Annotated in this window: 18 protein-coding genes (1 of these 18 cut by a window edge); 4 read left to right on the top strand and 14 right to left on the bottom strand. The window is 67.5% G+C overall.

Features of this window, described 5'->3' with window-relative positions:
* Nucleotides 1-692, bottom strand: partial view of a cupin-like domain-containing protein gene (locus ACFOPH_RS07620; protein WP_379734530.1) — the 5' portion only. The gene continues 277 nt to the left of window position 1, outside the view; the window shows 692 of its 969 coding nt (coding positions 1-692); it begins with the start codon at nucleotides 690-692; its stop codon lies beyond the left edge, outside the window.
* 110 nt (nucleotides 693-802) lie between these two features.
* Here ACFOPH_RS07620 and ACFOPH_RS07625 point away from each other — a divergent pair, with 110 nt between their 5' ends.
* Complete coding sequence (locus ACFOPH_RS07625) at nucleotides 803-1,441, top strand: NUDIX hydrolase (RefSeq protein ID WP_379734532.1); 639 nt, start codon at nucleotides 803-805, stop codon at nucleotides 1,439-1,441.
* A gap of 121 nt (nucleotides 1,442-1,562) precedes the next feature.
* On the opposite strand, the gene ACFOPH_RS07630 is transcribed toward ACFOPH_RS07625, so the two are convergent.
* The 3 genes from ACFOPH_RS07630 to ACFOPH_RS07640 are packed head-to-tail and all read right to left on the bottom strand — an operon-like array spanning nucleotide 1,563 to nucleotide 5,146.
* Nucleotides 1,563-2,309 (bottom strand): ABC transporter ATP-binding protein, encoded by a 747-nt coding sequence (locus ACFOPH_RS07630; protein ID WP_379734534.1) that lies wholly within the window; start codon nucleotides 2,307-2,309, stop codon nucleotides 1,563-1,565.
* Nucleotides 2,310-4,094, bottom strand: a complete 1,785-nt coding sequence (locus ACFOPH_RS07635) for a branched-chain amino acid ABC transporter ATP-binding protein/permease (protein ID WP_379734536.1) — start codon at nucleotides 4,092-4,094, stop codon at nucleotides 2,310-2,312. It abuts the gene before it with no gap.
* The gene (locus tag ACFOPH_RS07640; RefSeq protein WP_312551446.1) at nucleotides 4,091-5,146 is read right to left on the bottom strand and encodes a branched-chain amino acid ABC transporter permease; all 1,056 of its coding nucleotides are present in this window, start codon (nucleotides 5,144-5,146) and stop codon (nucleotides 4,091-4,093) included. Before ACFOPH_RS07640 ends, ACFOPH_RS07635 begins: the two co-directional genes overlap by 4 nt.
* Before the next feature lie 287 nt (nucleotides 5,147-5,433).
* Between ACFOPH_RS07640 and ACFOPH_RS07645 the strand changes: the two genes are divergently transcribed.
* Together ACFOPH_RS07645 and ACFOPH_RS07650 are read left to right on the top strand one after the other, a co-directional pair.
* Nucleotides 5,434-6,606: an ABC transporter substrate-binding protein gene (locus ACFOPH_RS07645; protein WP_379734538.1), complete on the top strand. Its 1,173-nt coding sequence runs from the start codon at nucleotides 5,434-5,436 to the stop codon at nucleotides 6,604-6,606.
* Nucleotides 6,607-6,881: 275 nt separating this feature from the next.
* A complete protein-coding gene (locus ACFOPH_RS07650; RefSeq protein WP_379734540.1) occupies nucleotides 6,882-7,928 on the top strand; it encodes a hypothetical protein in 1,047 nt (348 codons plus the stop codon).
* Nucleotides 7,929-7,949: 21 nt separating this feature from the next.
* On the opposite strand, the gene ACFOPH_RS07655 is transcribed toward ACFOPH_RS07650, so the two are convergent.
* Nucleotides 7,950-9,266, bottom strand: a complete 1,317-nt coding sequence (locus ACFOPH_RS07655) for an MFS transporter (protein ID WP_379734542.1) — start codon at nucleotides 9,264-9,266, stop codon at nucleotides 7,950-7,952.
* Between the two features lie 236 nt (nucleotides 9,267-9,502).
* On the opposite strand from ACFOPH_RS07655, the gene ACFOPH_RS07660 reads away from it, so the two are divergent.
* Nucleotides 9,503-9,892, top strand: a complete 390-nt coding sequence (locus tag ACFOPH_RS07660; RefSeq protein ID WP_312551438.1) for a BlaI/MecI/CopY family transcriptional regulator — start codon at nucleotides 9,503-9,505, stop codon at nucleotides 9,890-9,892.
* Between the two features lie 633 nt (nucleotides 9,893-10,525).
* Here ACFOPH_RS07660 and ACFOPH_RS07665 read toward each other — a convergent pair.
* The 9 genes from ACFOPH_RS07665 to ACFOPH_RS07705 all read right to left on the bottom strand — a co-directional run bounded on the left by ACFOPH_RS07665 (nucleotide 10,526) and on the right by ACFOPH_RS07705 (nucleotide 22,400).
* Nucleotides 10,526-11,482 carry a glycoside hydrolase family 43 protein gene (locus ACFOPH_RS07665; RefSeq protein ID WP_312551437.1) on the bottom strand — a complete coding sequence of 319 codons (957 nt, stop codon included), beginning with the start codon at nucleotides 11,480-11,482 and terminating at the stop codon, nucleotides 10,526-10,528.
* Nucleotides 11,483-11,511: 29 nt separating this feature from the next.
* A complete protein-coding gene (locus tag ACFOPH_RS07670; protein ID WP_379734544.1) occupies nucleotides 11,512-14,352 on the bottom strand; it encodes a TonB-dependent receptor in 2,841 nt (946 codons plus the stop codon).
* A gap of 176 nt (nucleotides 14,353-14,528) precedes the next feature.
* A complete protein-coding gene (locus tag ACFOPH_RS07675) occupies nucleotides 14,529-15,686 on the bottom strand; it encodes an ABC transporter ATP-binding protein (RefSeq protein ID WP_379734546.1) in 1,158 nt (385 codons plus the stop codon).
* A 16-nt stretch (nucleotides 15,687-15,702) separates the two neighbouring features.
* Nucleotides 15,703-16,536, bottom strand: a complete 834-nt coding sequence (locus ACFOPH_RS07680) for a carbohydrate ABC transporter permease (protein ID WP_312551846.1) — start codon at nucleotides 16,534-16,536, stop codon at nucleotides 15,703-15,705.
* A gap of 10 nt (nucleotides 16,537-16,546) precedes the next feature.
* Nucleotides 16,547-17,455, bottom strand: a complete 909-nt coding sequence (locus ACFOPH_RS07685) for a carbohydrate ABC transporter permease (protein WP_379734548.1) — start codon at nucleotides 17,453-17,455, stop codon at nucleotides 16,547-16,549.
* An 11-nt stretch (nucleotides 17,456-17,466) separates the two neighbouring features.
* Nucleotides 17,467-18,756 (bottom strand): extracellular solute-binding protein, encoded by a 1,290-nt coding sequence (locus ACFOPH_RS07690; RefSeq protein ID WP_379734550.1) that lies wholly within the window; start codon nucleotides 18,754-18,756, stop codon nucleotides 17,467-17,469.
* A 132-nt stretch (nucleotides 18,757-18,888) separates the two neighbouring features.
* The gene (locus ACFOPH_RS07695; protein WP_379734552.1) at nucleotides 18,889-19,848 is read right to left on the bottom strand and encodes a glycoside hydrolase family 43 protein; all 960 of its coding nucleotides are present in this window, start codon (nucleotides 19,846-19,848) and stop codon (nucleotides 18,889-18,891) included.
* Between the two features lie 160 nt (nucleotides 19,849-20,008).
* Nucleotides 20,009-20,983 carry a LysR substrate-binding domain-containing protein gene (locus ACFOPH_RS07700; protein ID WP_379734554.1) on the bottom strand — a complete coding sequence of 325 codons (975 nt, stop codon included), beginning with the start codon at nucleotides 20,981-20,983 and terminating at the stop codon, nucleotides 20,009-20,011.
* 97 nt (nucleotides 20,984-21,080) lie between these two features.
* Nucleotides 21,081-22,400 carry a carbohydrate porin gene (locus ACFOPH_RS07705; RefSeq protein ID WP_379734556.1) on the bottom strand — a complete coding sequence of 440 codons (1,320 nt, stop codon included), beginning with the start codon at nucleotides 22,398-22,400 and terminating at the stop codon, nucleotides 21,081-21,083.
* Between the last annotated feature and the right edge of the window lie 158 nt (nucleotides 22,401-22,558).

Consider the following 22,558-nt stretch of genomic DNA (forward strand, 5'->3'; position numbering starts at 1 on the left):
GGCGCCAGGAAGATACGCTTGCTGCCCCAGACCTGGGCGAACAGGTTGTCGTCGTAGTCGCAATGCAGCGGCGTGACCGTTCCGGCCGGTCCCAGCCAGAAGCGCGGTGGGCCCGGCTTCCTGAGCCAGCCCGGCCAGTGGCAGAAACGGTTCAGCGCGCGCAGCTCCAGGTTGCCGACATAAGGCGGCAGCGCCTGCTCACCTTCCGCCACCAGGTCCAGGTAGTCGAGCATCGACATGTCGCGCATCGCCCGGTCGGATGCGAAGGCGGTGCCGACGTAGTCGCCGACGCGCGCCCGCACCGGCAGCGCGCCGAAGCGCTCGCGCAGGGTTTGCGGAGTCAGCCCGCACAGCGGCCAGCGCCTGGCCGCGCCGCGCAGCAGGAACGGCAGCCCCTGGGCCGCGCGCGCCTGGAAGCCGGCGGCATCGATCGCGCCCACGCTCGGCACCTCGTGCAAGGTCGGAAGGTCGCGCGATGCGTGCTTGATGGCCTCGCGCATGGACTCGATCGATGTCACCCCGCGCACCTCGGCGTCCCGCTGCGCGCGTGCCTTTGCCTGCGCTTGCGCATCGTCGGCAGCCAGCGCTGGCCGCGGCGGCAGGCGCAGCGCCGCGTCTGTATGAATTGTGTTGTCGCCGAGCGTCTCGACGTCGTTCTTGTTCAGCATGCGCTTGCGAGCGGTAAAGTTCATATGGGGCGACAGCATAGCCTACGCAGCGAGGCAGGCCCAAGCCCTGCCGGCGCACGCATTGCCAGCGCGGCCCATTCCATGGATGATCTCGTTTTCACGAGACCAGACCGATGAGCATCCTGCACCCCTGCCCCGACGACGACGGCCGCCCCGTCCCCATCCGCCAGCCCTCGATCCCCACGCCCCTGTCCAGCTGGAGCGATCCGCGCGCGCTCGCGACCGTCGTCCCGGGCGGCGCGCTGCCGGCCGCGCTGAACGGCCTGCCCTTAGCGCCCTGGACCGACGCGCCCGATACGACGCAGGGCTGGAGCGCCTGCGCCATGGAAGCCGCGCTCGACGAGCCGCCCTTCGTCCTGCCCGCGGGCATGGCGGCGGCTGCCGGGGCCGTGATCCTGGAGGACGACGGGCGCGTGTGGCTGGTCGCGCCCTCGAACCGCTTCGGCGGCTATGCTGCCACCTTCCCGAAGGGACGGGTCGACCCCGGCACCAGCCTGCAGTGCGCCAGCGTGCGCGAAGCCTTCGAGGAGTCGGGGCTGCGGGTGCGGGTCGACGCCTTCCTGCTCGACATCCGGCGCACCCAGACTTACACGCGCTATTACATTGCGCGCCGCACCGGCGGCAGCCCGGGCTGCATGGGCTGGGAATCGCAGGCAGTCCACTTGGCGCCGCTCGACCGGCTGCGGCAGGTGGCTGTCCATCCGAACGACGCGCCGGTGATCGCGGCCCTCGAATGCTGGCTGGGCAGCTAGACTTAGAGCGCCTAACAAAACCTTCAGGGCAAGGGATGCGGCCACCCGACGCGGCGACGAAGACAGTACGCCTGTACGGCGAGGCGCTGCAACGCAGCTATGGAGGTTTTGTTAGGCGCTCCTAGGCTGTCTTCTTGTTCAGGCCGAGATAGGTATCGATCACCCGCGGATCGTTCGCCAGCGTCGCGGCCGGTCCTTCCATCACCACCTCGCCGGTTTCCAGCACATAGCCGTAGTCCGCGGCCTGCAGCGCGGCGCGCGCGTTCTGCTCGACCAGCAGGATGCCGACGCCGGTCTCCTTCAGGCGCACGATGACGCGGAAGATCTCCTTGACGATCAGCGGCGCCAGGCCGAGGCTGGGCTCGTCCAGCATCAGCAAGGTGGGCTTGGCCATCAAAGCGCGGCCCAGCGCCACCATCTGGCGCTCGCCGCCCGACATCGTGCCGGCCGCCTGCGACCGCCGCTCGCGCAGGCGCGGGAACAATTCGTAGACGAAGCCGAGCTGCTCCGCGTAATCCTTGTCGCCGCGCTTGTAGCGGCTGTAGCTGCCGAGCAGCAGGTTGTCCTCGACGCTCATGGTGGTGAACAGGTCGCGGCTTTCCGGCACCAGGCTCATGCCGCGGGCGACGCGCCCCTCGACCGGGTACGCGCTCACGTCCACGCCGCCCAGCCGTACGGCCCCGCGGGTCAAGGCGGTCGCGCCCAGCGCGCCGGCGACGGCGTTGAGCATGGTCGACTTGCCGGCGCCGTTCGGGCCGATGACGGTGACGATCTGGCCGGCGCCGACCGTGATGCTCGGGCCATGCAGGGCCTCGACCTTGCCGTAGGCGACGTGCAGCCCGTCGATCTGGAGAATGGGCGTGTTCATTCAGTCGATTCCTCCGAGGTAGGCTTCCAGCACGGCCGGGTCCTGCTGCACCTGGGCCGGCGCGCCTTCCGCGATCTTGGTCCCAAACTCCATCACGACCAGCCGGTCGGCCAGGTTCATCACGAAGTCCATGTCGTGCTCGACCAGCAGGATGCTCATGCCCTCGCCTTTCAGTTTGTTGATCAGGCTCGCCAGCGCCTGCTTCTCCTTATAGCGCAGGCCGGCCGCCGGTTCGTCGAGCAGGAGCAGCGCCGGATCGGCGCACAATGCGCGCGCGATCTCCAGGATGCGCTGCTGGCCGAGCGCCAGGTTGCCGGCCTGCTCGTACTGCAGTTCGCCCAGCCCCACGCGCTCGAGTTGGCGGCGCGCCTCGAACAGCAGCGCCGCCTCTTCCTCGCGGTCGAGCCGCAGCGCGCTGGCCAGCACGCCACGCCGTGCGCGCAGGTGGGCGCCGATGGCGACGTTCTCCAGCACGGTCATTTCCGGCAGCAGGTGCACGTGCTGGAAGCTGCGGCCGATGCCGAGCTTGACGATCTCGCGCGCCGGCAGCGTGTCGATGCGCGCCAGGGCCTCGCCGCGGCGCAGGCGGATCTCGCCGCCGCTGGCCGGCAGCACGCCCGTCACCAGGTTGAACATGGTCGACTTGCCGGCGCCGTTCGGCCCGATCAGGCCGACGATCTCGCCGCCGTGCACCGTGAAGCTCATGTCGTTCACCGCGACCAGGCCGCCGAACTGCTTGCGCGCCTTGTCGACCACCAGCAGCGGATAGCCCGGCGCCGCCTTGTCCCGCTGCGGCAGGGCCGCGCCACCCTCGGGCGCACTGTCCGGCGCCACCGCCGCCGGCCGCTGCGGCAGGTACTGGGCGATGAAGGGCCAGAGCCCGTTGCGCGCGCGCTGCAGCAGGATCACCATCAGGATGCCGAACACGATGATCTCGAAGTTCCCGTTGGCGCCGATCAGGGACGGCAGCCAGCTTTGCAGCTGGTCCTTCAGGATGGTCAGCACCGCTGCGCCGAGGATCGCGCCCCACAGGTAGCCGGCGCCGCCGATCACCGCCATGAACAGGTATTCGATGCCGGAATTCAGGCCGAAGGGCGACGGGTTCACGGCGCGCTGCAGGTGGGCGTAGAGCCAGCCCGAGACGCAGGCCAGCAACGCCGCGATCACGAAAATCCGGATCTTCATGGCCGCGGTGTTCACCCCCATCGCCTCGGCCATCAGGGCGCCGCCCTTGAGCGCGCGGATCGCCCGCCCGGAGCGCGAATCGAGCAGGTTGCGCAGCACGGCCACAAAGCCGAGCACCGCCAGCCAGATCATGAAGTACATGCTCTTGCCGGAGCCGAGATCGAGGCCGAACAGCGTGATCGGCGGGATGCCGGCGATGCCGTCGTACTTGCCGAGGAATTCCATGTTCCCGAACAGGTAGTATAGCGACAGGCCCCAGGCGATGGTCCCGAGCGGCAGGTAGTGGCCCGACAGGCGCAGCATGATGGCGCCGATGAACAGCGCACAGCCGGCCGTGATGACGAGGCCGCAGACCAGCCCCAGCCAGGGCGACAGGCCGTGGGCGGTGGCGAGGTAAGCGGTGGCGTAGGCGCCGAGGCCGACGAAAGCCGCCTGGCCGAAGGAGGTCAGGCCGCCGACGCCGGTCAGCAGCACCAGGCCGAGGGCGACGATCGCATACAGGCCGATGTAGTTGCCGAGGGTGATCCAGTACGGCGGCAGCGGCAGCAGGCCGAAGGCCAGCGCCGCCAGTCCGAAGATGAGCAGCGAACGGCGCGTCATGCTTCCTCCTCCTCGACCTGGGGATGGACGATCGAGCGCCACAGCAGCACCGGAATGATCAGGGTGAACACGATGACCTCCTTCAGCGCGCTGGCGTAGAACGAGGAATAGGCCTCGAGCAGTCCGACCAGCAGCGCGCCGCCGGCGGCCAGCGGATAACTCGCCAGGCCACCGATGATGGCGCCGACGAAACCCTTCAGCCCCATCAGGAAGCCGCTGTCGTAGTAAACCGTGGTGATCGGCGCGATCAGGACGCCGCACAGGGTGCCGATGATCGAGGCCAGCAGGAAGGCCAGGCGCCCGGCCTGGACCGTGCCGATGCCGACCAGGCGCGCGCCGCGCCGGTTGACCGCCGTGGCGCGCAGCGCCTTGCCGGACAGGGTGCGGTCGAAATACAGCCAGAGCGCGCCGATCAGGAGCAGCGCCGCCGCGATCACGACCACGCTCTGGCCCGAAATCGTCACCGTGCCGAGGTTGAAGACTTCCGTCCAGAACGGCGTCGTGCGCGAGCCTTCGGCGCCGAACAGCACCAGGCCGATGCCGAGCATCACCAGGTGCACGGCAACCGCCACGATCAGGAGGACCAGCACCGGGCTCTCGGCCAGCGGCTGGAAGGCCAGACGGTAGACCATCGGCCCCATCGGCACCACGATGGCAAAGGCCAGCAGCAGTTGCGCCAGCATCGGCAGGGCCGCGCCGTCGACGCTGCGTGCGATTCCGTAGACGGCGACCGGCAGCAGCACGAACTTGAGAAAGGATACGGCCAGCGCACGGCCCGGCGTGTGCTGGCCGGCCGGACTGCGCAAGGTGACGAACGCTTCCTGCGCGAAGCTGGCGACGCCCAGGATCACCAGCAGGGTGGCGCTTTGCGGGAAGTGGCCGGCCTGGAAGGCGGCCATGGTCAGGGCCCCGAAGGCGACGAACTCGCCCAGCGGAATGAAGATGACGCGGGTGATCGAGAACACCAGCACCAGCGCCAGGGCCAGCAGCACGTACACCGCGCCGCTGGCGATGCCGTCCTGGGTCAGGATGGCGAAGATAGATAGATCCATACCGCTGCCGATGGGCGCGACGGCTCCCGGCGGCGGCGCCGCTACCGACGTACGGCGCGCCACGGGCCGGCCACGCCCGCGTGGCCCTCCTCTCTCCAATCGTTGTTATGGGCGGCGCTTCGGGAATGACTCCGGCAACGCCCGCTTATGCGTAGATGATATTCGAAAAACATTGAAAATCGACATTTTTTCCAGCCGAGCGGCCTATACTATGGCGTGTTCCCGCCTCGTTCGTCTTCGCTGGAACGGTTGGCGGCACCCACTTCAAAACAACAAAGGAGACTGGCATGACCGCAACACCGCGTTTCCCTCTCGTCCGCAAGCGCGTCCTCGCGCTCGCCGCCCTCGCCACCCTGGCTGCCGCCAACGTCCACGCGCAGATCAAGGTCGGCGTCTCGATCTCGACCACCGGCCCGGCCGCCTCGCTCGGCATCCCCGAGAAGAACACCGTCTCGCTGTTCCCGGCCGAGATCGCCGGCCAGAAGGTGCAGTACATCGTGCTCGACGACGCCTCCGACGCCACCCAGGCCGTCAAGAACGCGCGCAAGCTGGTTTCCGAAGACAAGGTCGACCTCCTGATCGGCTCCTCGATCACGCCGACCTCGCTGGCCATGCTGGAAGTGGCGGCGGAGACCCAGACCCCGATGATCTCGATCGCCGGCGGCTCGCGCATCGTCGAGCCGATGGACGCCAAGCGCCACTGGGTATTCAAGACCACCCAGCACGACGGCCAGATGGCGGCCGCCATCACCCAGCACATGGCGAACAACGGCGTCAAGAGCATGGGCTTCATCAGCTTCAGCGACGCCTACGGCGACGGCTGGTGGACCGAGGCCCAGAAGATGGCGGACGTGCGCAAGATCAAGGTCGTGGCCAACGAACGCTTCGCCCGCACCGACACCTCGGTCACCGGCCAGGTGCTGAAACTGGTCTCGGCCAATCCGGACGCGATCCTGATCGCCGCCTCCGGCACCCCGGCCGCGCTGCCGCAAAAGGCGCTGCGCGAACGCGGCTACCGCGGCAAGATCTACCAGACCCACGGCGTTGCCAACAGCGACTTCCTGCGCGTCTGCGGCGCCGACTGCGAAGGCACCTTCATCCCGGCCGGCCCGATGCTGGTCGCCGCCCAGCTGCCCGACGCCAACCCGGTGAAGAAATCGGCGCTGGCCTACGTCAACAAATACACGGCCGCCTACAACAAGGACAGCCTGTCGACCTTCGGCGGCCACGCCTGGGATGCCGCCCTGCTGCTGCAGGAAGCGGCGAAGACGGCGGTGCCGAAGGCAAAACCGGGCACCAAGGAATTCCGCGCCGCCCTGCGCGACGGCCTGGAAGGCATCAAGAACCTGCCGGCCTCGCACGGCATCTTCAACATGACGCCGACCAACCACCAGGGGCTGGACCAGCGTTCGCAGGTAATGGTGCGGATCGAGAAAGGGGCCTGGAAGTACGTGCCCTGAGGATGCCGAGGCATCCCCCGGGGATGGTTTAGCCATGACGACCGCTTGATAGACGACGATGCCGTTCAGGAAAACCTGAACGGCATTATTGTTTTCCGATCGGGCCGCCGCCGCGGCGAGTTGCCGAGTTGCCGAGTTGCCGGCTGTGGGAATGCGCGCATTTTGGCAAGCGCCAGGCTGCTATCCTGCAATGCGGTCATGGGCGCGAGACCGTCCGTTCCAGGCCATCTGCCTGCGATACCAAAACAAGCTTTTCTTTTCAAAACAGGGACACTATGAATATCGGCGTTAATTCGACACCGTTCGAGATTACATGTCATTGGATCGATGTATGCCTCGACAGGATGCGCGTGCTGGGATATCGCGACGGCAAAGAAATTTCCTGGGTTTCCATGCCAGGCGAGAGTGTCAATGCGCGTGCAAATCCTGGCGACATCGCTCGGATCTCTCATGAAATCGGCATCCGTGACGGCCTGATCGTCAAGCTGCATCAGGCCACCGGCGATTTCTGCAAGACGCGCTCCACTGCCGACGTGAAGTACGTCGGCATGCGGCAAGCGATGTACGCGCTGTTTGCGAAAGAGGTCTGGCGCGATACCCATCTGTGGTTATTCCGCTTTGGACTCTCGTTCACGGTCTTTCACGAAGTCGGACACCTGAACCAGCAACATGGACTCTTCCGCCGCAAGCTGGGTCTCCGCGCCGGCAACCATTCCCTGGATGACGATGCGCATGTCGAATACGCCGACGGCGATGCCGAACTGACAGGCGAGGAGGCGCTTCTTGCGCAGACGCTCGAACGCTGCGCCGATTTCGAAGGCGTCAAGCGCACCATGGACGTGATCCGGGCCATGTCGAGCACACCCGACGGGAAGCCGCAGCATCGCGAGCAGACGACGCGGATGGTCTGGCTGGCGCTGGTGGGCATGTGCATATTCTGCTATCTGCTGCATGAGGAACGCGGTAGCCGGCAGCTCTATCCGCTGCTAGGCGGCCATCCGCGTCCATCGGCGCGCATGCTCGAGATCGTTCGAGATACGCATCAGTATATTCTTCGCTATCCCGACTTTTTCCCGCTCAGCGAGGACCCCGATGCATGCCTCGACTTTCTTGAAGAAGCCGTCATCACCGCCTCGCAATTCTGGCATTCCCGCTCGTCGTCGCCGGAAATTCCAACGGTACACGCCGAGATGCAGGACAGTGCAGACTATCTGCGCTGGCGCGAGAGCATCCGGACTAAATGGAACGAGATTGTGCCGGTACTGAACGCACAACGCATTTGCAAAGGTGCCGAGTTGCCCGAACTGCCGTCTGCGGCATGACGCAGCAGCTGGCGAGCCGCTTCACTCCAGCACGCGGTTGCGCGACTCCACGTCCACGAGTGCAATCGCCAGCGCCCCGAGCGCCAGAAAGCCGGCCAGCATGGCCAGCGCCAGTGTGAAGTGGGTCGCCATCACCGGCGCCACGATGGCCGGCGCGAACAGGCCGCCGAAGCGCGCCACCGCGCCGGCCGTGCCCATGCCGCTGGCGCGCAGGTCGGTCGGGTAGACCTCGGGCGTAAAGGCGTACAGCGCGCCCCAGGTCCCCAGCAGCGCAAAGCTCATCAACAGGGTCGAGCCGACCACCACCGCGGTGGCGCTGCCGAAGCTGTAGAGCATGCAGCCCAGGGCGCTCAGCAGCAGGAAGCCGATCAGGGTGGGCTTCCTGCCCCAGCGTTCCACGCCGTAGGCCGACAGCGCGAAGCCGGGCAACTGCACCAGGGCGAGCAGGATCAGGAATTCCTGGCCGCGCATGAAGCCGAAGCCTTCGCTGCTCAGGCGCACCGGCAGGTAGACGAACACGCCGTAGTAGGCGATCGAGATCAGCGCCCAGGCCGCGAACAGGCAGACGCTGCGGCGCAGCAGTCCGTGCGAGAACAGCGCCGACAGCCCGTGCTTGACCGGGCTTTCCTGATGCAGCGCGGGAATCGCCACCTGGCGGCCATTCACCCGCGCGACGCGCTCGAGCACCGCGCGCGCCTGCTCCGGCATGCCGCTGCGGTTCAGGTACATCGGCGACTCGGGAATCGACAGGCGCAGCACCACGCCCACCAGGGCCGGGATCCCGGTCACGAAGAAGATCACGCGCCAGGCGTCCTCGCCCCAGCGCAGCGCCACCAGGGCCAGCACCGCCAGCAGGATGGTGCCGACCGCCCAGAAGGATTCGAGCAGCACCAGCCAGCGCCCGCGCCGGTCGCTCGGCAGGAATTCGGCCATCATCGTGTAGTCGACCGGCAGCGTGCCGCCGACGCCGATGCCGGTCAGGAAGCGCAGCGCCAGCAGCCAGGTGAAATCCGGCGCAAAGGCGGAGGCGACGCCGAAGCAGGCGTCGACCAGCACCGCCGTCATCAGCACCGGGCGGCGTCCGATGCGGTCGGCCAGGCGGCCGAAACCGAAGGCGCCGAGCAGCATGCCGACGAAAAATACGGTGCCGGTCTCGAGCGCCTGCGGCATGGCGATGCCGAAGGTTTTCGCGATCGAGGGCGCGGTGAAGCCGATCGACAGCACCTGCATGGCGTCGGCCATCCAGACCAGGCCGAAGATCATGAACAGGCGGTACTGGAATTTGCCGACACCGGCTGCCTGTATGCCCTGCTCGACGGTCATGCGCGATGTCGCCATCTGTTTCCCTTCAAGGTTGCTGTGCTTACGATCGGGCAATTTTAACGTTTTCCCATCGGCCCTGCGGGCTCTCCGATAGCGCCGAGTGTGCAGGACATCGCCGGCGCGGACGGTGCAATGGAAGACATAGCGGCGAAAAACCGGCGACCTTCGGCATCCAGGCTGCGGCCAGTGCTTGACAGCGTCGATTACGAGTGTAATCATCGCTGGCGATTACAACTGTAAATGATTCTCTCATGCCGACTACTTCTGAAACCAACATCAGCGACGCCGAGACGCACGTCATGGAGGTGCTGTGGCGCGCACCCGGACCCGTCGTGGCCGAACAGGTCGTGGTTGCCCTTTCCGAAAGCCAGCACTGGCAAAGCGCCACCGTCAAGACCCTCCTCAACCGTCTGCTCAAGAAGGGTGCGATCGCGGCCACCAAGGATGGACGGCGTTTCCTCTACCATGCGGTGCTGCGGCGCGAGGACTGGCTGGCGCGCGAAAGCGAGGGCCTGGTGCAGCGTCTGTTCGGCGGGCGCATCGCGCCGCTGGTCGCGCACTTCGGCAGCCGGCGCAAGCTGTCGCCCGCAGACCTCCAGGAGCTACGCCGCCTGGTCGATGAGTTCGACGATGGCAAGTGAGCCTGCTCCCTGCCGGGACGCGCTGCGCCCTTCGCCAGCCTTGCGATCCTTATCCTGCTGGCTCGGCACAAGCTCCATGGAAGGCGTGAGACCGACCACCGAACCGACCGTGCGCGCAGCAGCGACGCTATGGGTCTTTATGAGCGCGGCGCCGCGTTAAGGTAGCGGAGCACTTGGAGTGACGCTACCAGCGTTCGGAACCGATGGGCACCGACGCGGGAGGAGAAGGACTGGACAGCCAAGCGATGGAGGAGTTCGCCCCGAACGGTGTGACTACACGCAACTGTGAATTGTCGGTTCGGCTACATAATTATGTGGTCAGTCAAAAAAAGGGCCGGGAGGGGTTCCCGGCCCCTGGCACAACATAGAAAGGACTCAAATGCGAATGACATACGCGTTGCGAAGTTTCAGGTTTACGATCCACCTACATCCGGCGATCATCGTCGTCTTCATCGCGACATCGCTGCCTTTGCATTGATTATTTAAAACTATCCGGCGTTCGGTCTGCACACCGGGCGCCGGACAAGCATTAGCGTATTCCCATCCTTAAGGACCGTCAAACCCCCACATCAAGTTGAGCCTGACTCCAATCAATGCATAACTTTTGATGCAAGTCACATACGCGCCCTGAACTCACCCTGCAGGCGCCTCCTGCCCCCCACTGGTCGGCCCTTGCGTGACCGGCCGCCCGTCTTCCCAGTTCAACAGGTCGATGCACATGCGGCGCGCGGTCTGGGCCGTGTCCCAGGCGTGATACACGATCCAGGTCTGGCTGTCGTCGGGCGAGGTGGTGAAGGAGTTGTGTCCCGGCCCGAGGATGCCGGGCCGGCTGCGCATCAGCAGCGCCTCGTGCCCGCCCTCGGGCCGGCGATACGGTCCGAGCGGGTGGTCGGCCAAGACGTAGCTGACGCCGTAGTTCTCGCGCTCCCAGGCGCCGCCGCTGTAGAAGCAGTAGACGCGGCCATCGTGCACCTGCACCGCGGCGCCCTCCACCGTGTGCCAGTCGTGGACGCTGCCGTACATGGTGCGCCCCTTGCGGAAGATGTGCCAGTCCTGGTGCGGGCGCACCACGACCTGGGGCTGGCCGGCCAGGGTCGTCATGTCGAGCAGGCGGTCGACCACGATGCCGGTGCCGACCCGGTGGTCGTCCTCGATGTCGAGGAAATCGACGCAATAGAACAGGTACCACTCGCCGTCGAGGTGCCGGTAGGGATGGGCGTCGATCGAGAACGGCTGGTCCGGCACCAGGATCTTGCCGCAATCGACGAAGGGGCCGGCCGGATCGTCGGCGACGGCCACGCGCAGCTTCTGGTCGGTGCCCTCGTCGGCCGAGCCCGATGAGTAGTACATGTAGAAGCGGCCCGCGTGGAAGGCCACTTCCGGCGCCCAGTAGTGCAAGGCGCCGGTCGGCGCCAGCGCATGGCCGAGGGGCTCCCACGCGACCAGGTCCGCCGAACGCAGCACCGGCACCTGGCGGCCGTCCGCGCCGGCTGGGCCCGTGCCGTAGGCGTAATAGACGCCCTCGTGCTTCAGCACGAAGGGGTCGGCGAAGGTCTCCGGATAGACCGGGTTCTGGTAGGTGCGCTGCAATCGCTTCTCCTTGAACGGGACCCTGGCCCTCACATTTTGTAGCGCAGGCTGAGCGCGTAGGTGGTCGGGTTGTAGCGGATGTCGCGCGGCTGGTATGGCCCGAGCGAACTCTCGAACTTGGCCTTGGTCAGGTTGATCGCGTCGAAGTGCAGCGACACGTTCGGCGTCACCTCGTAGCCGATACTCAGGTCGACGAAGGTGGTGGCCTTGACCACGCGGTCCTGGGCGAAGGGCGGCTCGGCGATCTGCTCGACGTAGTCGCCGCGGCGCGTCGCGGCCAGGCGGCCGGTGACGCCGTTGCGCTCGTAGAGCAGCGCGAGGTTGTAGTTCTGCTTGGCCACGCCGATCAGGGCGGTTTTCTCGTAGACGTCGCTGCCGAAGCTCGTTCTGGTCTCGTTGTCGCCGTCGATCCAGGTGTAGTTGGCCTGGACGCCGAAGTCGCTCCAGATACCGGGCAGGAAGTCGAAGAACTTCTGGATGCCGAATTCCGCGCCGCGCAGCGTGCCCTTGCCCGAGTTCTGCGGACGCGTCACGCGGTAGGTCACGCCGCCGATGCTCTCGTCCTGGGTGAAGTTCTGCAGGTAACCGTCGATATCGCGGTGGAACAGCGCGATCTGGGCATAGCCGTTCTTCGCGAAATAGTACTCCAGCGTGGCATCGATATTCTTGGAGCGGGTCGGTTCCAGGTAGGGGTTGCCCGAACCGCCGCTGCCCGGGGCGTTCACCGTCGGCGGAACCAGGGACAGCGCCGGGTTCAGCTCGCGGAAGCCCGGACGGGTCAGGGTCTTGCCGGCCGACAGGTGCGACTGCCATTGCTCGTTCCAGTTGACGACCGCCGAGATGCTCGGCAACACGTTGGTCTCGGAGGTCGACAGGCTGACGTCGCTGACCACGTCGCCGATGCGGTTCTGGCCGCGCAGCGTGCGCTTGTCGCGCAGTACGCGTGCACCCGCTTCGCCGCTGACCTTCACGCCGCCGAACTCGGTTTCCCAGCGTCCCGACAGGTAGAAGGTGGCGTTGCGTTCCTTCTGGTCGAACAGGCGGGTCGGGTCGTCGGGCACGCGGCCGCTCGGCTGGCCATAGGCATTGCGCACGGTGTCGGCGTTATCGAGCAGGAAGTCGGACGACGGCGTGTACCAGGGGCCGCCCAGGCGGTCCAGGCCCGGCACCAGCTGTTCGAAGCCAGGGCCGAACAGGCCGATCGGGGTCGGGCGGTTGGTATTGGCAAGATCGGACGCGCGTTCGGCGCCGTGGTAGCTGGCCTTGCGCTGGGACAGGCGCACACCCGCCAGGATGGCGCGGAAGAAGTCGCCGCCGAGGCGGTAGGTGCCGTCTGCGCGCCACTGCCACTGGTTGCCGGCCTGTTCGTTCCAGTTCTGGACCAGGCCGCGCAGCACGAACCCGTTCGGGTCGCGCAAGGCATTCGCGCTGCCCGGCGTGGTGACCGCGTTGTAGCCGCCATGGCCGTCGGCGCCGACCGCGTACACGCTGGAGCTGGCGCCCGGGACCTGCTGGTCGACGATGATGGTGTCGTTGACGAACTTCGAGCGGGTGTAGGCCACGTGGGTATTCACCGTCAGCGGGCCGTTCGCGTAGCGCAGCGCGAGGTTCAGGTAGTTGGTACGGGTGCGCTCGTCCTGGCCCCAGGTGCTGGTCGCCATGTAGGGGTCCCAGTCATAGGCGCCGGGGCCGAACTGGGCGGCCGCAGCGTCGGCCGACAGGATCGGGCAGATCGTGCCGCGCCGCGTATTGCAGTGGCTGCCCTGCGGCGCCAGCGCCACGTTGGTCAGGCGCGGCGCCCAGGTGACGATGTCGAGAATGTAGTTGACCGCGTTGCGGCCCTGATAGCCCATGCCCAGGTACTGGGCGCTTGCCTGCAGCTGCGGGCTGATCTTCCACTGGAAGGCGCCGTGGATGCTCTGGCGCTCGCGCTTGCCGCTGTTGTAGATGCCGCCGATGTTCGGCAGCTGGCCCAGCACTTCGCCCGGGGCCGCCACCGGCGGCACCCGGTTGTCGAGGCGGGTCGCGGTGCCGTCCGCGTTCACCGAGAACACGTTCTCGGGGCGGTCGACCCATTGCACCGGATAGGCCCAGTTCTCGCGGAACACGGCGACGTCGAGCAGCGCGCCCATTTCGCCGACGCCGGTGTCCCAGCGGTTGCTGACCGAGAAGCCGCCGCCGGGGTTGTGCCGGTCTTTCGTCGCATCGCTGCCGTTGGTCTTCTGCATGCGGTCCTCGACGAAGCCGGTGAAACTGAGGCCCTTGGCGTCGAAGGGCGAGCGCAAACGCACGTTGACGGCGCCGGCGATGCCGCCCTCGAGCTGGGTCGGGGTGGCCGACTTGTAGACCTCAAGGCCGGAGATCGACTGCACCGGCAAATCCTGGTAGGACAGGCGGCGCTGGGCGGCGGTGAAGATCTCGTTGCCATCGATGGTCGTGACCACGTCCGGCAGGCCGCGGATGATGACGGTGTCGGTCTGGCCGCGGTCGCGCCCGACCTGCACCCCGGCCACGCGCTGCAGGGCGTCGCCGGCCTGGCGGTCGGGGAACTTGCCGATGTCCTCGGCATTGATGGCGTCGACCACCTGCAGCGCGTCGCGCTTGATGCTCTCGGCCGAACGCAGGCTCTGGCGCAGGCCGGTGACCTGCACCACCGACACTGCCTGGACCGGCTGGGCCGGCTGGGCGTCGGCGGGCGGCTGGCCTGCCGGCTGCGCGGCCACGGCGGCCTGCCGGTCGGCAGCCTGGTTGGCCTGGCCCGTCGACCCGGCGGAGGCGCTGTCGGCGCCGCTTTGCGCCAGCGCCGGCGCCCCGTAAGCCCACGCCAGCATCAGGGCGGCGCAGAGCGGCTTGACTGTGAATCGGGTCATGCTTGTCTCCTGGGTTTTGTATGAGAGTGACGCTCCCGGGCCGCCGGCCGCTGCCGGCCTGGGCCTTGACGAAATCTTACGAGGCCGGCCCGGCCGTCACCCATAACGAAAAACGCAGGAGCTATCCGAAAACGTCATGTCGTCTGCCCCATGCCACACTCTTCACGCCGCACCGTTCACGGCATGCGCGCGGCCGACGCCCGCGCAGCCGGCGGCTCAGCGGTGCTCTCGACCCATCCCGGCGCGAACACCCGTCCCTCCTCGTCGAACAGGAAGGCGCGCGTGGCCGGGAACACCAGTTCCGCCTTGCTCCCCGGGCTCGGGGGCGCGGTGTCGGCGTCGCACTTGACCGCCACCATCTCGGCCACGCCGTCGACGTGGAAGTAGACCAGGGTGACGTCGCCCAGGTACTCGACCAGGGCGACGGTGGCCGCAATGCCGCCGCCCTCGCCCCCCGGCCTGGCCATCTGCAGGTGCTCGGGCCGGACCCCGAGCGTGACCGGGACGCCGGCCCGGACGCGCGCGGCATCGGCCGCGACCTGGACCCTGGCCCCGCCGGCCAGCGCCACGGTGGCGCCGCGTTCGCCCTGGTGGACGAGCGTCGCATCGAAGAAATTCATGCGCGGGGAGCCGAGGAAGCCGGCCACGAAGCGGTTGGCCGGGCGTTCGTACAGCTCGAAAGGCGTGCCGACCTGCTCGATACGGCCGCCGTTCAGGACCACGATCTTCTGGCCGAGGGTCATCGCTTCGACCTGGTCGTGGGTCACGTAGATCATCGTGCTTTTCAGTTCCCGGTGCAGGCGCGCCAGCTCGACCCGGGTCTGGCCGCGCAGGGCCGCGTCCAGGTTCGACAAGGGCTCGTCGAACAGGAAGACATCGGGTTTGCGCACGATGGCGCGGCCGATCGCCACGCGCTGGCGCTGGCCGCCCGACAGCGCCTTCGGCTTGCGCTCGAGCAGGTGGCCGATCTGCAGGATCTCGGCCGCGCGCCCTACCCGCTCCGCGATCTCCGCCTTCGGCACTTTCGCCAGCTTCAGCGCAAAGCCCATGTTCTCCGCCACGCTCATGTGCGGATAGAGGGCGTAACTTTGGAACACCATGGCGATGCCGCGTTTGGCCGGCTCGACGTCGTTGCTGACGCGCCCGCCGATCTCAAGCGTGCCTTCGCTGATGTCTTCCAGGCCGGCGATGATGCGCAGCAGGGTCGACTTGCCGCAGCCGGAGGGGCCGACGAAGACCACGAATTCGCCGTCCTCGATCGTCAGGTCGATGCCCTTGATGACGCTGTTGTTCTCGTACTGCTTCTTGATGCCGCGTAGGCTGACCGATGCCATGTGGTCTCCTGAATGGTTAGCCTTTGAGGCCGCTCGCCGCAAGGAAGCCCTGGGTCACGCGGCGCTGGAAAGCGATATAGGCCAGCCCGACCGGCAGCGCGCCCAGCAGCGCGGCGGCCATCAGCTGGGCGTAGCGCACCCCGAAGGCGTCGTAGGTCTGGGTCAGGCCCAGCGGGATCGTCATCATCTCGTTCGAGGTGACGATGATGAAGGGCCAGAGGAAGTTGTTCCAGGCGCCGATGAAGGTGACGATCGCCATCGCCCACACGATGTTGCCCGAGATCGGCAGGTAGACGCTCCACAGCACGCGCAAGGGACCGGCGCCGTCCATCACCGCCGCTTCGCGGAAGTCGGCCGGTATCTGGTCGAAGAACTGCTTGAACACGTAGATCACGACCGGCGACACCACCTGCGGCAGCACCAGACCGGCGTAGCTGTTGATCATGCCCAGCTGGTGCATGGTGCGAAACAGCGGCACCAGCAGGGCCTCGAAGGGCAGCAGGAAGGCCAGCATGGCCAGGGCGAACAGCAGCGAACGGCCGCGGAAACGCAGCTGGGAAAAGGCGTAGGCTGCCATCAGGCTGATCGCCATCGTCACCACGGTGACGAGGAGCGCCACCAGGGCGCTGTTGAACAGCCAGCGCGGCATGTTGCCGGCGCTAAGCGTCTTGCGGAAAGCGTCCAGGGTCCAGGTCTGCGGCAGCCAGTGGAACACGGCCGATACGGTTTCGTGTTCCGGGCGCAGCGCCGTCGACAGGGCCCACAGCAGCGGGAAGGCCCAGAGCGCGGCGAGCAGCACGGCCGACGCCAGCGCGGCGATCGTCCATCCGAGTTGGGAGCGCTGCTTCATCGATCCCTCCTCATGTTGCCCTCCTCCCCAGCGCGCGCGCCAGCAGCGACAGGGCGATCACCACCAGCATGAAGGCCATCGCGACCGCCGCCGCGTAGCCGGCGTCGCTCTGGGTAAACGCGGTTTCGTACATGTAGTGCAGGGTGACGCGGCTGGTGTTGTAGGGACCGCCGCTGGTGAGGATGTAGGTCTGGCCGAAGACTTTCAGCGAGGCGATCAGCTGGATCAGCAGCGCGGTGCCGAGCACCGGCTTCAATGCAGGCCAGGTGATCGCCCGGAACAGGGTGAAGCCGCGCGCGCCGTCGAGCGCCGCCGCCTCGTACAGCTCGGCCGGGATGTTGCGCAGGCCGGCCAGCAGCATCAGCATGTTGAAGCCAACCGTCCACCACACGGTGCCGATCGCCACCGCCGGCAGCGCCCAGTGCACGTCGGCCAGCCAGGCGCGCTGTCCGCCCACCAGGTGGTTGATCACGCCCGACGAGGGCTGCAGCATCCAGTCGGCGATCAGGGTCATCACCGAGATCGGCAGCACATAGGGAAGGAAGAAAGCGCCCTGCAGCCAGGCCTGGGCTTTCACGAAGCGGTGCACCAGCAGCGCCATCACCAGGCCCAGGCCGGTCAGCGGGATCACGGTCAGCAGCGCGAAATAGAAGGTGTTCCAGAGCGAGGCCCAGAACGAGGGGTCGGTCACCAGGGTCGCGTAGTTGTCCAGGCCGACGAAGGCGCTGGTGCGCGTCAGGCTGCTTTCGGTGAGGCTCAGGTAGAAGGTATGCAGCGCCGGCACCAGGAAGAACAGCAAAAAGGCGAGCACGAAGGGCGCCAGCAGCAGCGCGGCGGGCAGGCTCTCGGCGCGCGCCCCCTTCCGGGCGGGGACAGAGGCGGCAGGGGCTTGCGCCGTGCTCGGCATCGGTATGTCCATCGGCGTCTCCATCAATACCGCGGCGGCTTCTTGCGCAGCAGGCGCAAGGCCTCTTTCTCGAACATGTCCATCGCCTCGGCCGGGGTGAGCTGGCCGGACAGCGCGCCCGGCATGAACTTCGAGGCCATCGCCTCGACCGGCCCGGCGGCGCCCATGTACCAGCCGTCCGGATCGTAGACGACGTTCTGCGCCGCCTGCGCATACATCGCGTTCGGCATCAGGGCGCGCGCCTCTGCCGATTCGGCCACCGGGCGGTAGGCCGGGACGTGGCCGCCCTCGGCCCAGCCCAGCGAATGGCGGCTGACGTAGGCCATGAAGGCGAGCACCGCCCGCACCTTCTCCGGCGCCATCGGCCGTCCTTCGTTGGCGGGAATCGCAAAAGCGTGCGAATCGGTCCAGACGCTGGCATCCTGGTACAGGCGCGGGAACGGCACGATGCCGTACTCGAAGCCGAGCGTGCCGGCCTCGGTGGTGCGCACCAGTTCCGGCACTTCCCACACCCCGTTGATCATGAAGCCGGCGCCGCCGCCCATGAACTGGCTGGTCGAGGCCGGGTAGTCCAGGCCCACCGGGCCGTAGCCGCGGGTGAACCAGGCGCTGACCCTGGCCAGTTCCTCGACGCCGGCGCGGCCGTAGGCGAAGTGTCCGTTCGCTATCAGCGGCGCCTTGCGCTGCGCCAGCAGCGACACCCACAGGCGCCAGATCGCATACGAACCCTGCCCGGACTCCATCGCCAGGCCGGCCTTGCCCGTGCGCTCCTTTACCGCGCGGAAGGCGTCCGTCAAGGCCTCGTAGCCGACGATGGGCGCCAGGCGGCCCGCGGCGTCGAGCAGCCCGGCCTGCCGCGCCAGCGTCTTGTTGTAGTACAGGACCAGCGGGTGCAGGTCGAGCGGGATCGCGTAGTGGGCGCCGGCGTAGCGCGATTTCTCCCACTGGCGCGGGAAGTAGTCGTCCCCCTTCAGGCCGGCGACGGCCAGCTCGGCCGGGGCGATCGGGCGCAGCACGCCGCCGCCGGCCAGGTTCGGCAGGCGCGACAGGTGCACGGTGGCGAGATCCGGCCCCTCCCCGACCACCGCCGAGGTGATCAGCTTCGTATAAAAGGGTTCGCCCCATTTCAGCGTGGTGCTGACAACGCGCACCCCGCCCTGGCTGGCGTTGAAGGCCTCGACCAGCGCCCGCATGCGCGCGCCGTCCCCGCCGCTAAGGAGGGTCCACATCCTCAGCGTGATCTGTCCACGCGGCTGGGCGCGCAGCAGCGCCGGCGTGCCCAGCGCGCCGAGCAGCATGGAAGCCTTCAGCATGCTCCTGCGTTGCGTCACATCGTCTCCATGTCCGTCGTCGCGGCCTGTCCCTGCCGCTGCCTTGTTTCGAATCGTGTTGCCAACCATCCCGCCATTATCGCTCCCATCCGGCCAGGCCTGCGCCAGCCTGCCCTAGCGGATCAGCGTCGGCCCGCGCGCGACCGGCTTGCCGTCGACCCAGTCGAGCTTGTCGAGGTAGAGGAAGCGCCGCTCGCCGCGTTTGCCGGCGGGTGTCAATTCCCAGGCGTGGTAGGCGATGTAGTCCTGGCCGCCGACCCGGAACACGGCCTGGTGGCCGGGTCCGTACAGCAGGCTCTCCTTGCTGCTCTTCAGGAAGGGCGTGTCGCCGACCGGCTGGCAGGGGCCGAGCGGCCCGGCGCAGCTGGCATGGCCCACCGCATACGAGCCGTCGCCGAAGTCGTTGGCCGAGTAGAACAGGGTGTACCTGCCGTCGCGCAGCACCATGGTCGGCGCCTCGATCACCTTGCCCTCCCAGCTGCGCCCATTGGTCAGGAGCCGCGTCGGCTCCCCCAGCAGCGCCAGGCCGTCGGGCCGCAGCTCCTGCACGAAGATATGGGTCGGCAGCTGGCAGCAGTTGCCGTCGCTCTTGAAGTAGAGGTAAAGACGGCCGCCGTCCAGGAAGGGACTGGCGTCGATGGTGCCGCCCAGCGCCGCCTGGCAGACCAGGGGCCGGCCGGCGCTGTCCACGAAAGGCCCGGCCGGCGACATGCCCACCGCCGCGCCGACGCACTGGCGGTCCGAGGCCTGGTCGTGCGCGGTGTAGTAGAGCACATAGCGCTCGCCCAGCTTGATCACTTCCGGCGCCCAGACGTGGGGCTCGTGCGGGCGTACCCAGCGCGCCAGCGTCGGCATGGCGTCGGGCAGCTTGCGCCAGGCATGCAGGTCGGTCGAATGCAGGACCGGCACGTTGATGCCGTCGCCGTTGGTCGCGTAGGCATAGTAGCCGCCGCCGTCGGGCAGCACGAAGGGATCGGGGAAGTTGCCGATCGCGCTGGTGTCGCGGTCGCCGTGGACGCAGCCCAGCAGGGCTGCGGTGCACAGGCCGGCCAGCAGGGTTCGCAGCCGTTTCATGTCCTGCCCTCGCGCTCGCGCCCGTACTGGCGTCATCTCCAGGCATCCGTGCATGTCTCGCTCCTCGTCTCGTGGCATCGATCCTGTCTGGGATCATACGGACGGGCAGCCGCGATTTCCCATAACGAAATTCGCCGGAGATATGCCAAAACCGTATTCGTCAGGCCTGGAGCGGGGGCGGGAGAATGGGAGGCACGCGAGACGCCAGTCCCGCCGCTTCGCGCAGGGCCGCGAGCATGGCCCCGGCCGAGGGCGACAACTGGTGGCGCTTGCGCGTCACGATGCCATACACGTCGGCGCGCAGCCCGAGCTCGAACGGCAGCACGGCCAGCGTGCCCGCTTCCAGCTCGGCCTGCACCAGGCCGGTCGGCAGCGCGACCACGCGCTCGCCCTGCGCCAGCAGCCGCGTCACCAGCGGCAGCGACAGGGTTTCGACGATGTCGGCCGGTTGCGGCAGGCCGCGCGCGATGAACAGCGCCATCAGCCGGTCGCGCAGGCGCCCCGGCGGCGGCAGGATCCAGGCAGCTTCCGCCAGGTCCTCCAACCCGAGGTCGCTCCGTTCCAGCCAGGGATGGCCGGCGCGCACCACCAGGCTGCGCGCCTCGTCGGCCAGCGGTTCGAAATCGAGTTCGACGCCGGCGGCCGGATCGTGGATGCGGCCGATGACGATGTCGAGTTCGCCGGCGCGCAACTGCTCGACCATGGTATTGCTGCCCTCGACCGAGACCGCGACCTGGATGCGCGGATTGCGTTCCTTGAGCAGCTTGAGCGCCTGCGGCACCAGCGAACTGGCCGGGGACAGCACGCTGCCGATGCAGACCCGCCCGCCGAAGCCGGCCTGGCCCTGGATGATTTCCTGGTGCGCCGCGTCCATCTCGGCCAGGGCCGCGCTGGCGCGCCGGATCAGCACCTTGCCGTACCAGGTCGGGGCCACCCCGCGCGGCAGGCGCTCGAACAGGGGAACGCCGAGCGCGTGCTCGAGTTCGCCGATCAGCTTGGAGGCGCCGGGCTGGGTCAGGCCGGCCGCCTCGGCCGCGTGCAGGATCGAGGCGTGGCGCCCCAGTTCGACCAGCAGCACCAGGTGCCGGATCTTCAGGTGAAAGCGGATGAACCGGGTGGAAGACGAATCTCGCATGCCGCTTTGTGAAATTTTTGTCAAGAAATCATAAGGCAGCGCTGATGCAAGCGTCAATCTAGCGCGGGTAGCGTGTCGGTGTCCTGCAACGTCGGGGTCAGAACGCGACCGCCGTCTTCAGCCCGAGCACGACGGCGTCATGGTGCCAGGTGCTGGCGCCCGGATGCTTCACGTACTGCAGGTTGGGACGGATGCTGACCGACGGCAGCGGTGACCAGCTGTAGAACACTTCGGCCGCGTATTCGTAGCCGTGGGCGATGGCGGCCGTCGCCTGCGGCTGCGCTGCCTCGTCGCGGCGCAGGGCGCGGGCGCGGGCGCGGCGGCCGTTCGCATGGGTGGCGCCGAGCGCCACGCCGATCATGTCGCGCTGGCGGTCGAAGACACCCTTGTATTCCATGCCGATGGCGACCTGGCGATCGATGGCGGCGGTGAACTTGTCGGCCTGGGTCGCATTCAGGAACACGGTCGCTCCCCTGCCGCCGGCGCTGCCCGTGACCTGCTGCTCGAGATTGACGTAGACGCCGTAGGCGCCGTCGCGGCGCAGGGCGTCGGCGCTGCCCGCAACGAGCGGACGGCGCAGCGCGTCCAGCGCCACGTCGTCGCCATCGGAGGTGTTGTACCAGGCGCCGACCTTGTAGCTGCCCGGCAGGCCACGATACAGGCCGCTCTGCGGCTGCCAGCCGAATTCGACCGGGATCAGGGCGCCGGTCGTGCCGTGCGGATTGTTCGGGTGCAGTCCCTTGCGCACGGCGTAACCGTCGTCGAGGTAGCGCGGGTTGACCTGGTAGACGCCCAGCTGCAGGTAGCTTTCGCGCGAGGTGTTCAACCTGGCGACGCCGGCCCAGACGCTGACCGGCCAGTTGGCCCAGTAGCTGCCGACCAGGTTGCCCGGCTGCGAACCGCAAAAAGTCAGGTTCTGGAAGTCGCAGGAAAAGCCGGCGAAGTCGGCGCCGATGCCCATGCGGCCGGCCTTCAGCACCAGCCTGCCGTCGAGCAGCGCCTGCTCGAGGTGGAAGTCGGTCAGGCGCCAGGTCTGGCCGCGGCCGTACACTTCCTGGACCTGCTGGAAGGTGCCGAGCCCGGCGTCCGTGCTCAGGTTCTTGCCGTTGCGGTTGGTGACGGTGGCCTTGAAGGTGGCGCCCTGCCAGCCCCAGAGCTTGCCGAGGTCGAGGCGGCTGCCCAGCACCCACTGGTCGCTGTAGCGGCCCAGTTCGCGTGTGCCGCCAGCGCTGTTGTGCGCCAGTTCCGAGGTATAGCCGAAGTCGAACGAAACGCCCTGTTCGGCCAGGCGGGTGCGCTCGCCGTTCCAGTCGCCGAACAGGTAAGGGCCGGCGTCGGCGGCCGAGGCGAACCCGGACGCCAGCAGGCCCAGCGAAAGTGCGGTGGCGAGGGTGCTCTTGCGTGAGATGGTATTCATGATGTGTTTGCTTCCGGCAATGCAGCGGCCCGGCCGGTCCCGGCGGGAGCCGCCATGCGTTTCCGGATGGTGTCGGAATGTGAAAGTGAAAGGAGAAAGAAGGAAAGAACGAGACAGCACGCGCCGCGCCGCGGCGCGTGCTGTCGAGCAATTACATC

Source organism: Massilia haematophila, from assembly GCF_042647645.1.
GTDB classification, from domain to species: Bacteria; Pseudomonadota; Gammaproteobacteria; order Burkholderiales; family Burkholderiaceae_D; genus Telluria; species Telluria haematophila.

Bases quoted from the DNA above. Each gene is read 5' to 3' on its own strand.
- ACFOPH_RS07695 (WP_379734552.1), bottom strand. From the start codon at position 19,848: ATGAAACGGCTGCGAACCCTGCTGGCCGGCCTGTGCACCGCAGCCCTG.
- ACFOPH_RS07675 (WP_379734546.1), bottom strand. From the start codon at position 15,686: ATGGCATCGGTCAGCCTACGCGGCATCAAGAAGCAGTACGAGAACAAC.
- ACFOPH_RS07660 (WP_312551438.1), top strand. From the start codon at position 9,503: ATGCCGACTACTTCTGAAACCAACATCAGCGACGCCGAGACGCACGTC.
- ACFOPH_RS07630 (WP_379734534.1), bottom strand. From the start codon at position 2,309: ATGAACACGCCCATTCTCCAGATCGACGGGCTGCACGTCGCCTACGGC.
- ACFOPH_RS07690 (WP_379734550.1), bottom strand. From the start codon at position 18,756: ATGCTGAAGGCTTCCATGCTGCTCGGCGCGCTGGGCACGCCGGCGCTG.
- ACFOPH_RS07685 (WP_379734548.1), bottom strand. From the start codon at position 17,455: ATGGACATACCGATGCCGAGCACGGCGCAAGCCCCTGCCGCCTCTGTC.
- ACFOPH_RS07625 (WP_379734532.1), top strand. From the start codon at position 803: ATGAGCATCCTGCACCCCTGCCCCGACGACGACGGCCGCCCCGTCCCC.
- ACFOPH_RS07655 (WP_379734542.1), bottom strand. From the start codon at position 9,266: ATGGCGACATCGCGCATGACCGTCGAGCAGGGCATACAGGCAGCCGGT.
- ACFOPH_RS07645 (WP_379734538.1), top strand. From the start codon at position 5,434: ATGACCGCAACACCGCGTTTCCCTCTCGTCCGCAAGCGCGTCCTCGCG.
- ACFOPH_RS07670 (WP_379734544.1), bottom strand. From the start codon at position 14,352: ATGACCCGATTCACAGTCAAGCCGCTCTGCGCCGCCCTGATGCTGGCG.
- ACFOPH_RS07680 (WP_312551846.1), bottom strand. From the start codon at position 16,536: ATGAAGCAGCGCTCCCAACTCGGATGGACGATCGCCGCGCTGGCGTCG.
- ACFOPH_RS07700 (WP_379734554.1), bottom strand. From the start codon at position 20,983: ATGCGAGATTCGTCTTCCACCCGGTTCATCCGCTTTCACCTGAAGATC.
- ACFOPH_RS07650 (WP_379734540.1), top strand. From the start codon at position 6,882: ATGAATATCGGCGTTAATTCGACACCGTTCGAGATTACATGTCATTGG.
- ACFOPH_RS07635 (WP_379734536.1), bottom strand. From the start codon at position 4,094: ATGACGCGCCGTTCGCTGCTCATCTTCGGACTGGCGGCGCTGGCCTTC.
- ACFOPH_RS07705 (WP_379734556.1), bottom strand. From the start codon at position 22,400: ATGAATACCATCTCACGCAAGAGCACCCTCGCCACCGCACTTTCGCTG.
- ACFOPH_RS07640 (WP_312551446.1), bottom strand. From the start codon at position 5,146: ATGGATCTATCTATCTTCGCCATCCTGACCCAGGACGGCATCGCCAGC.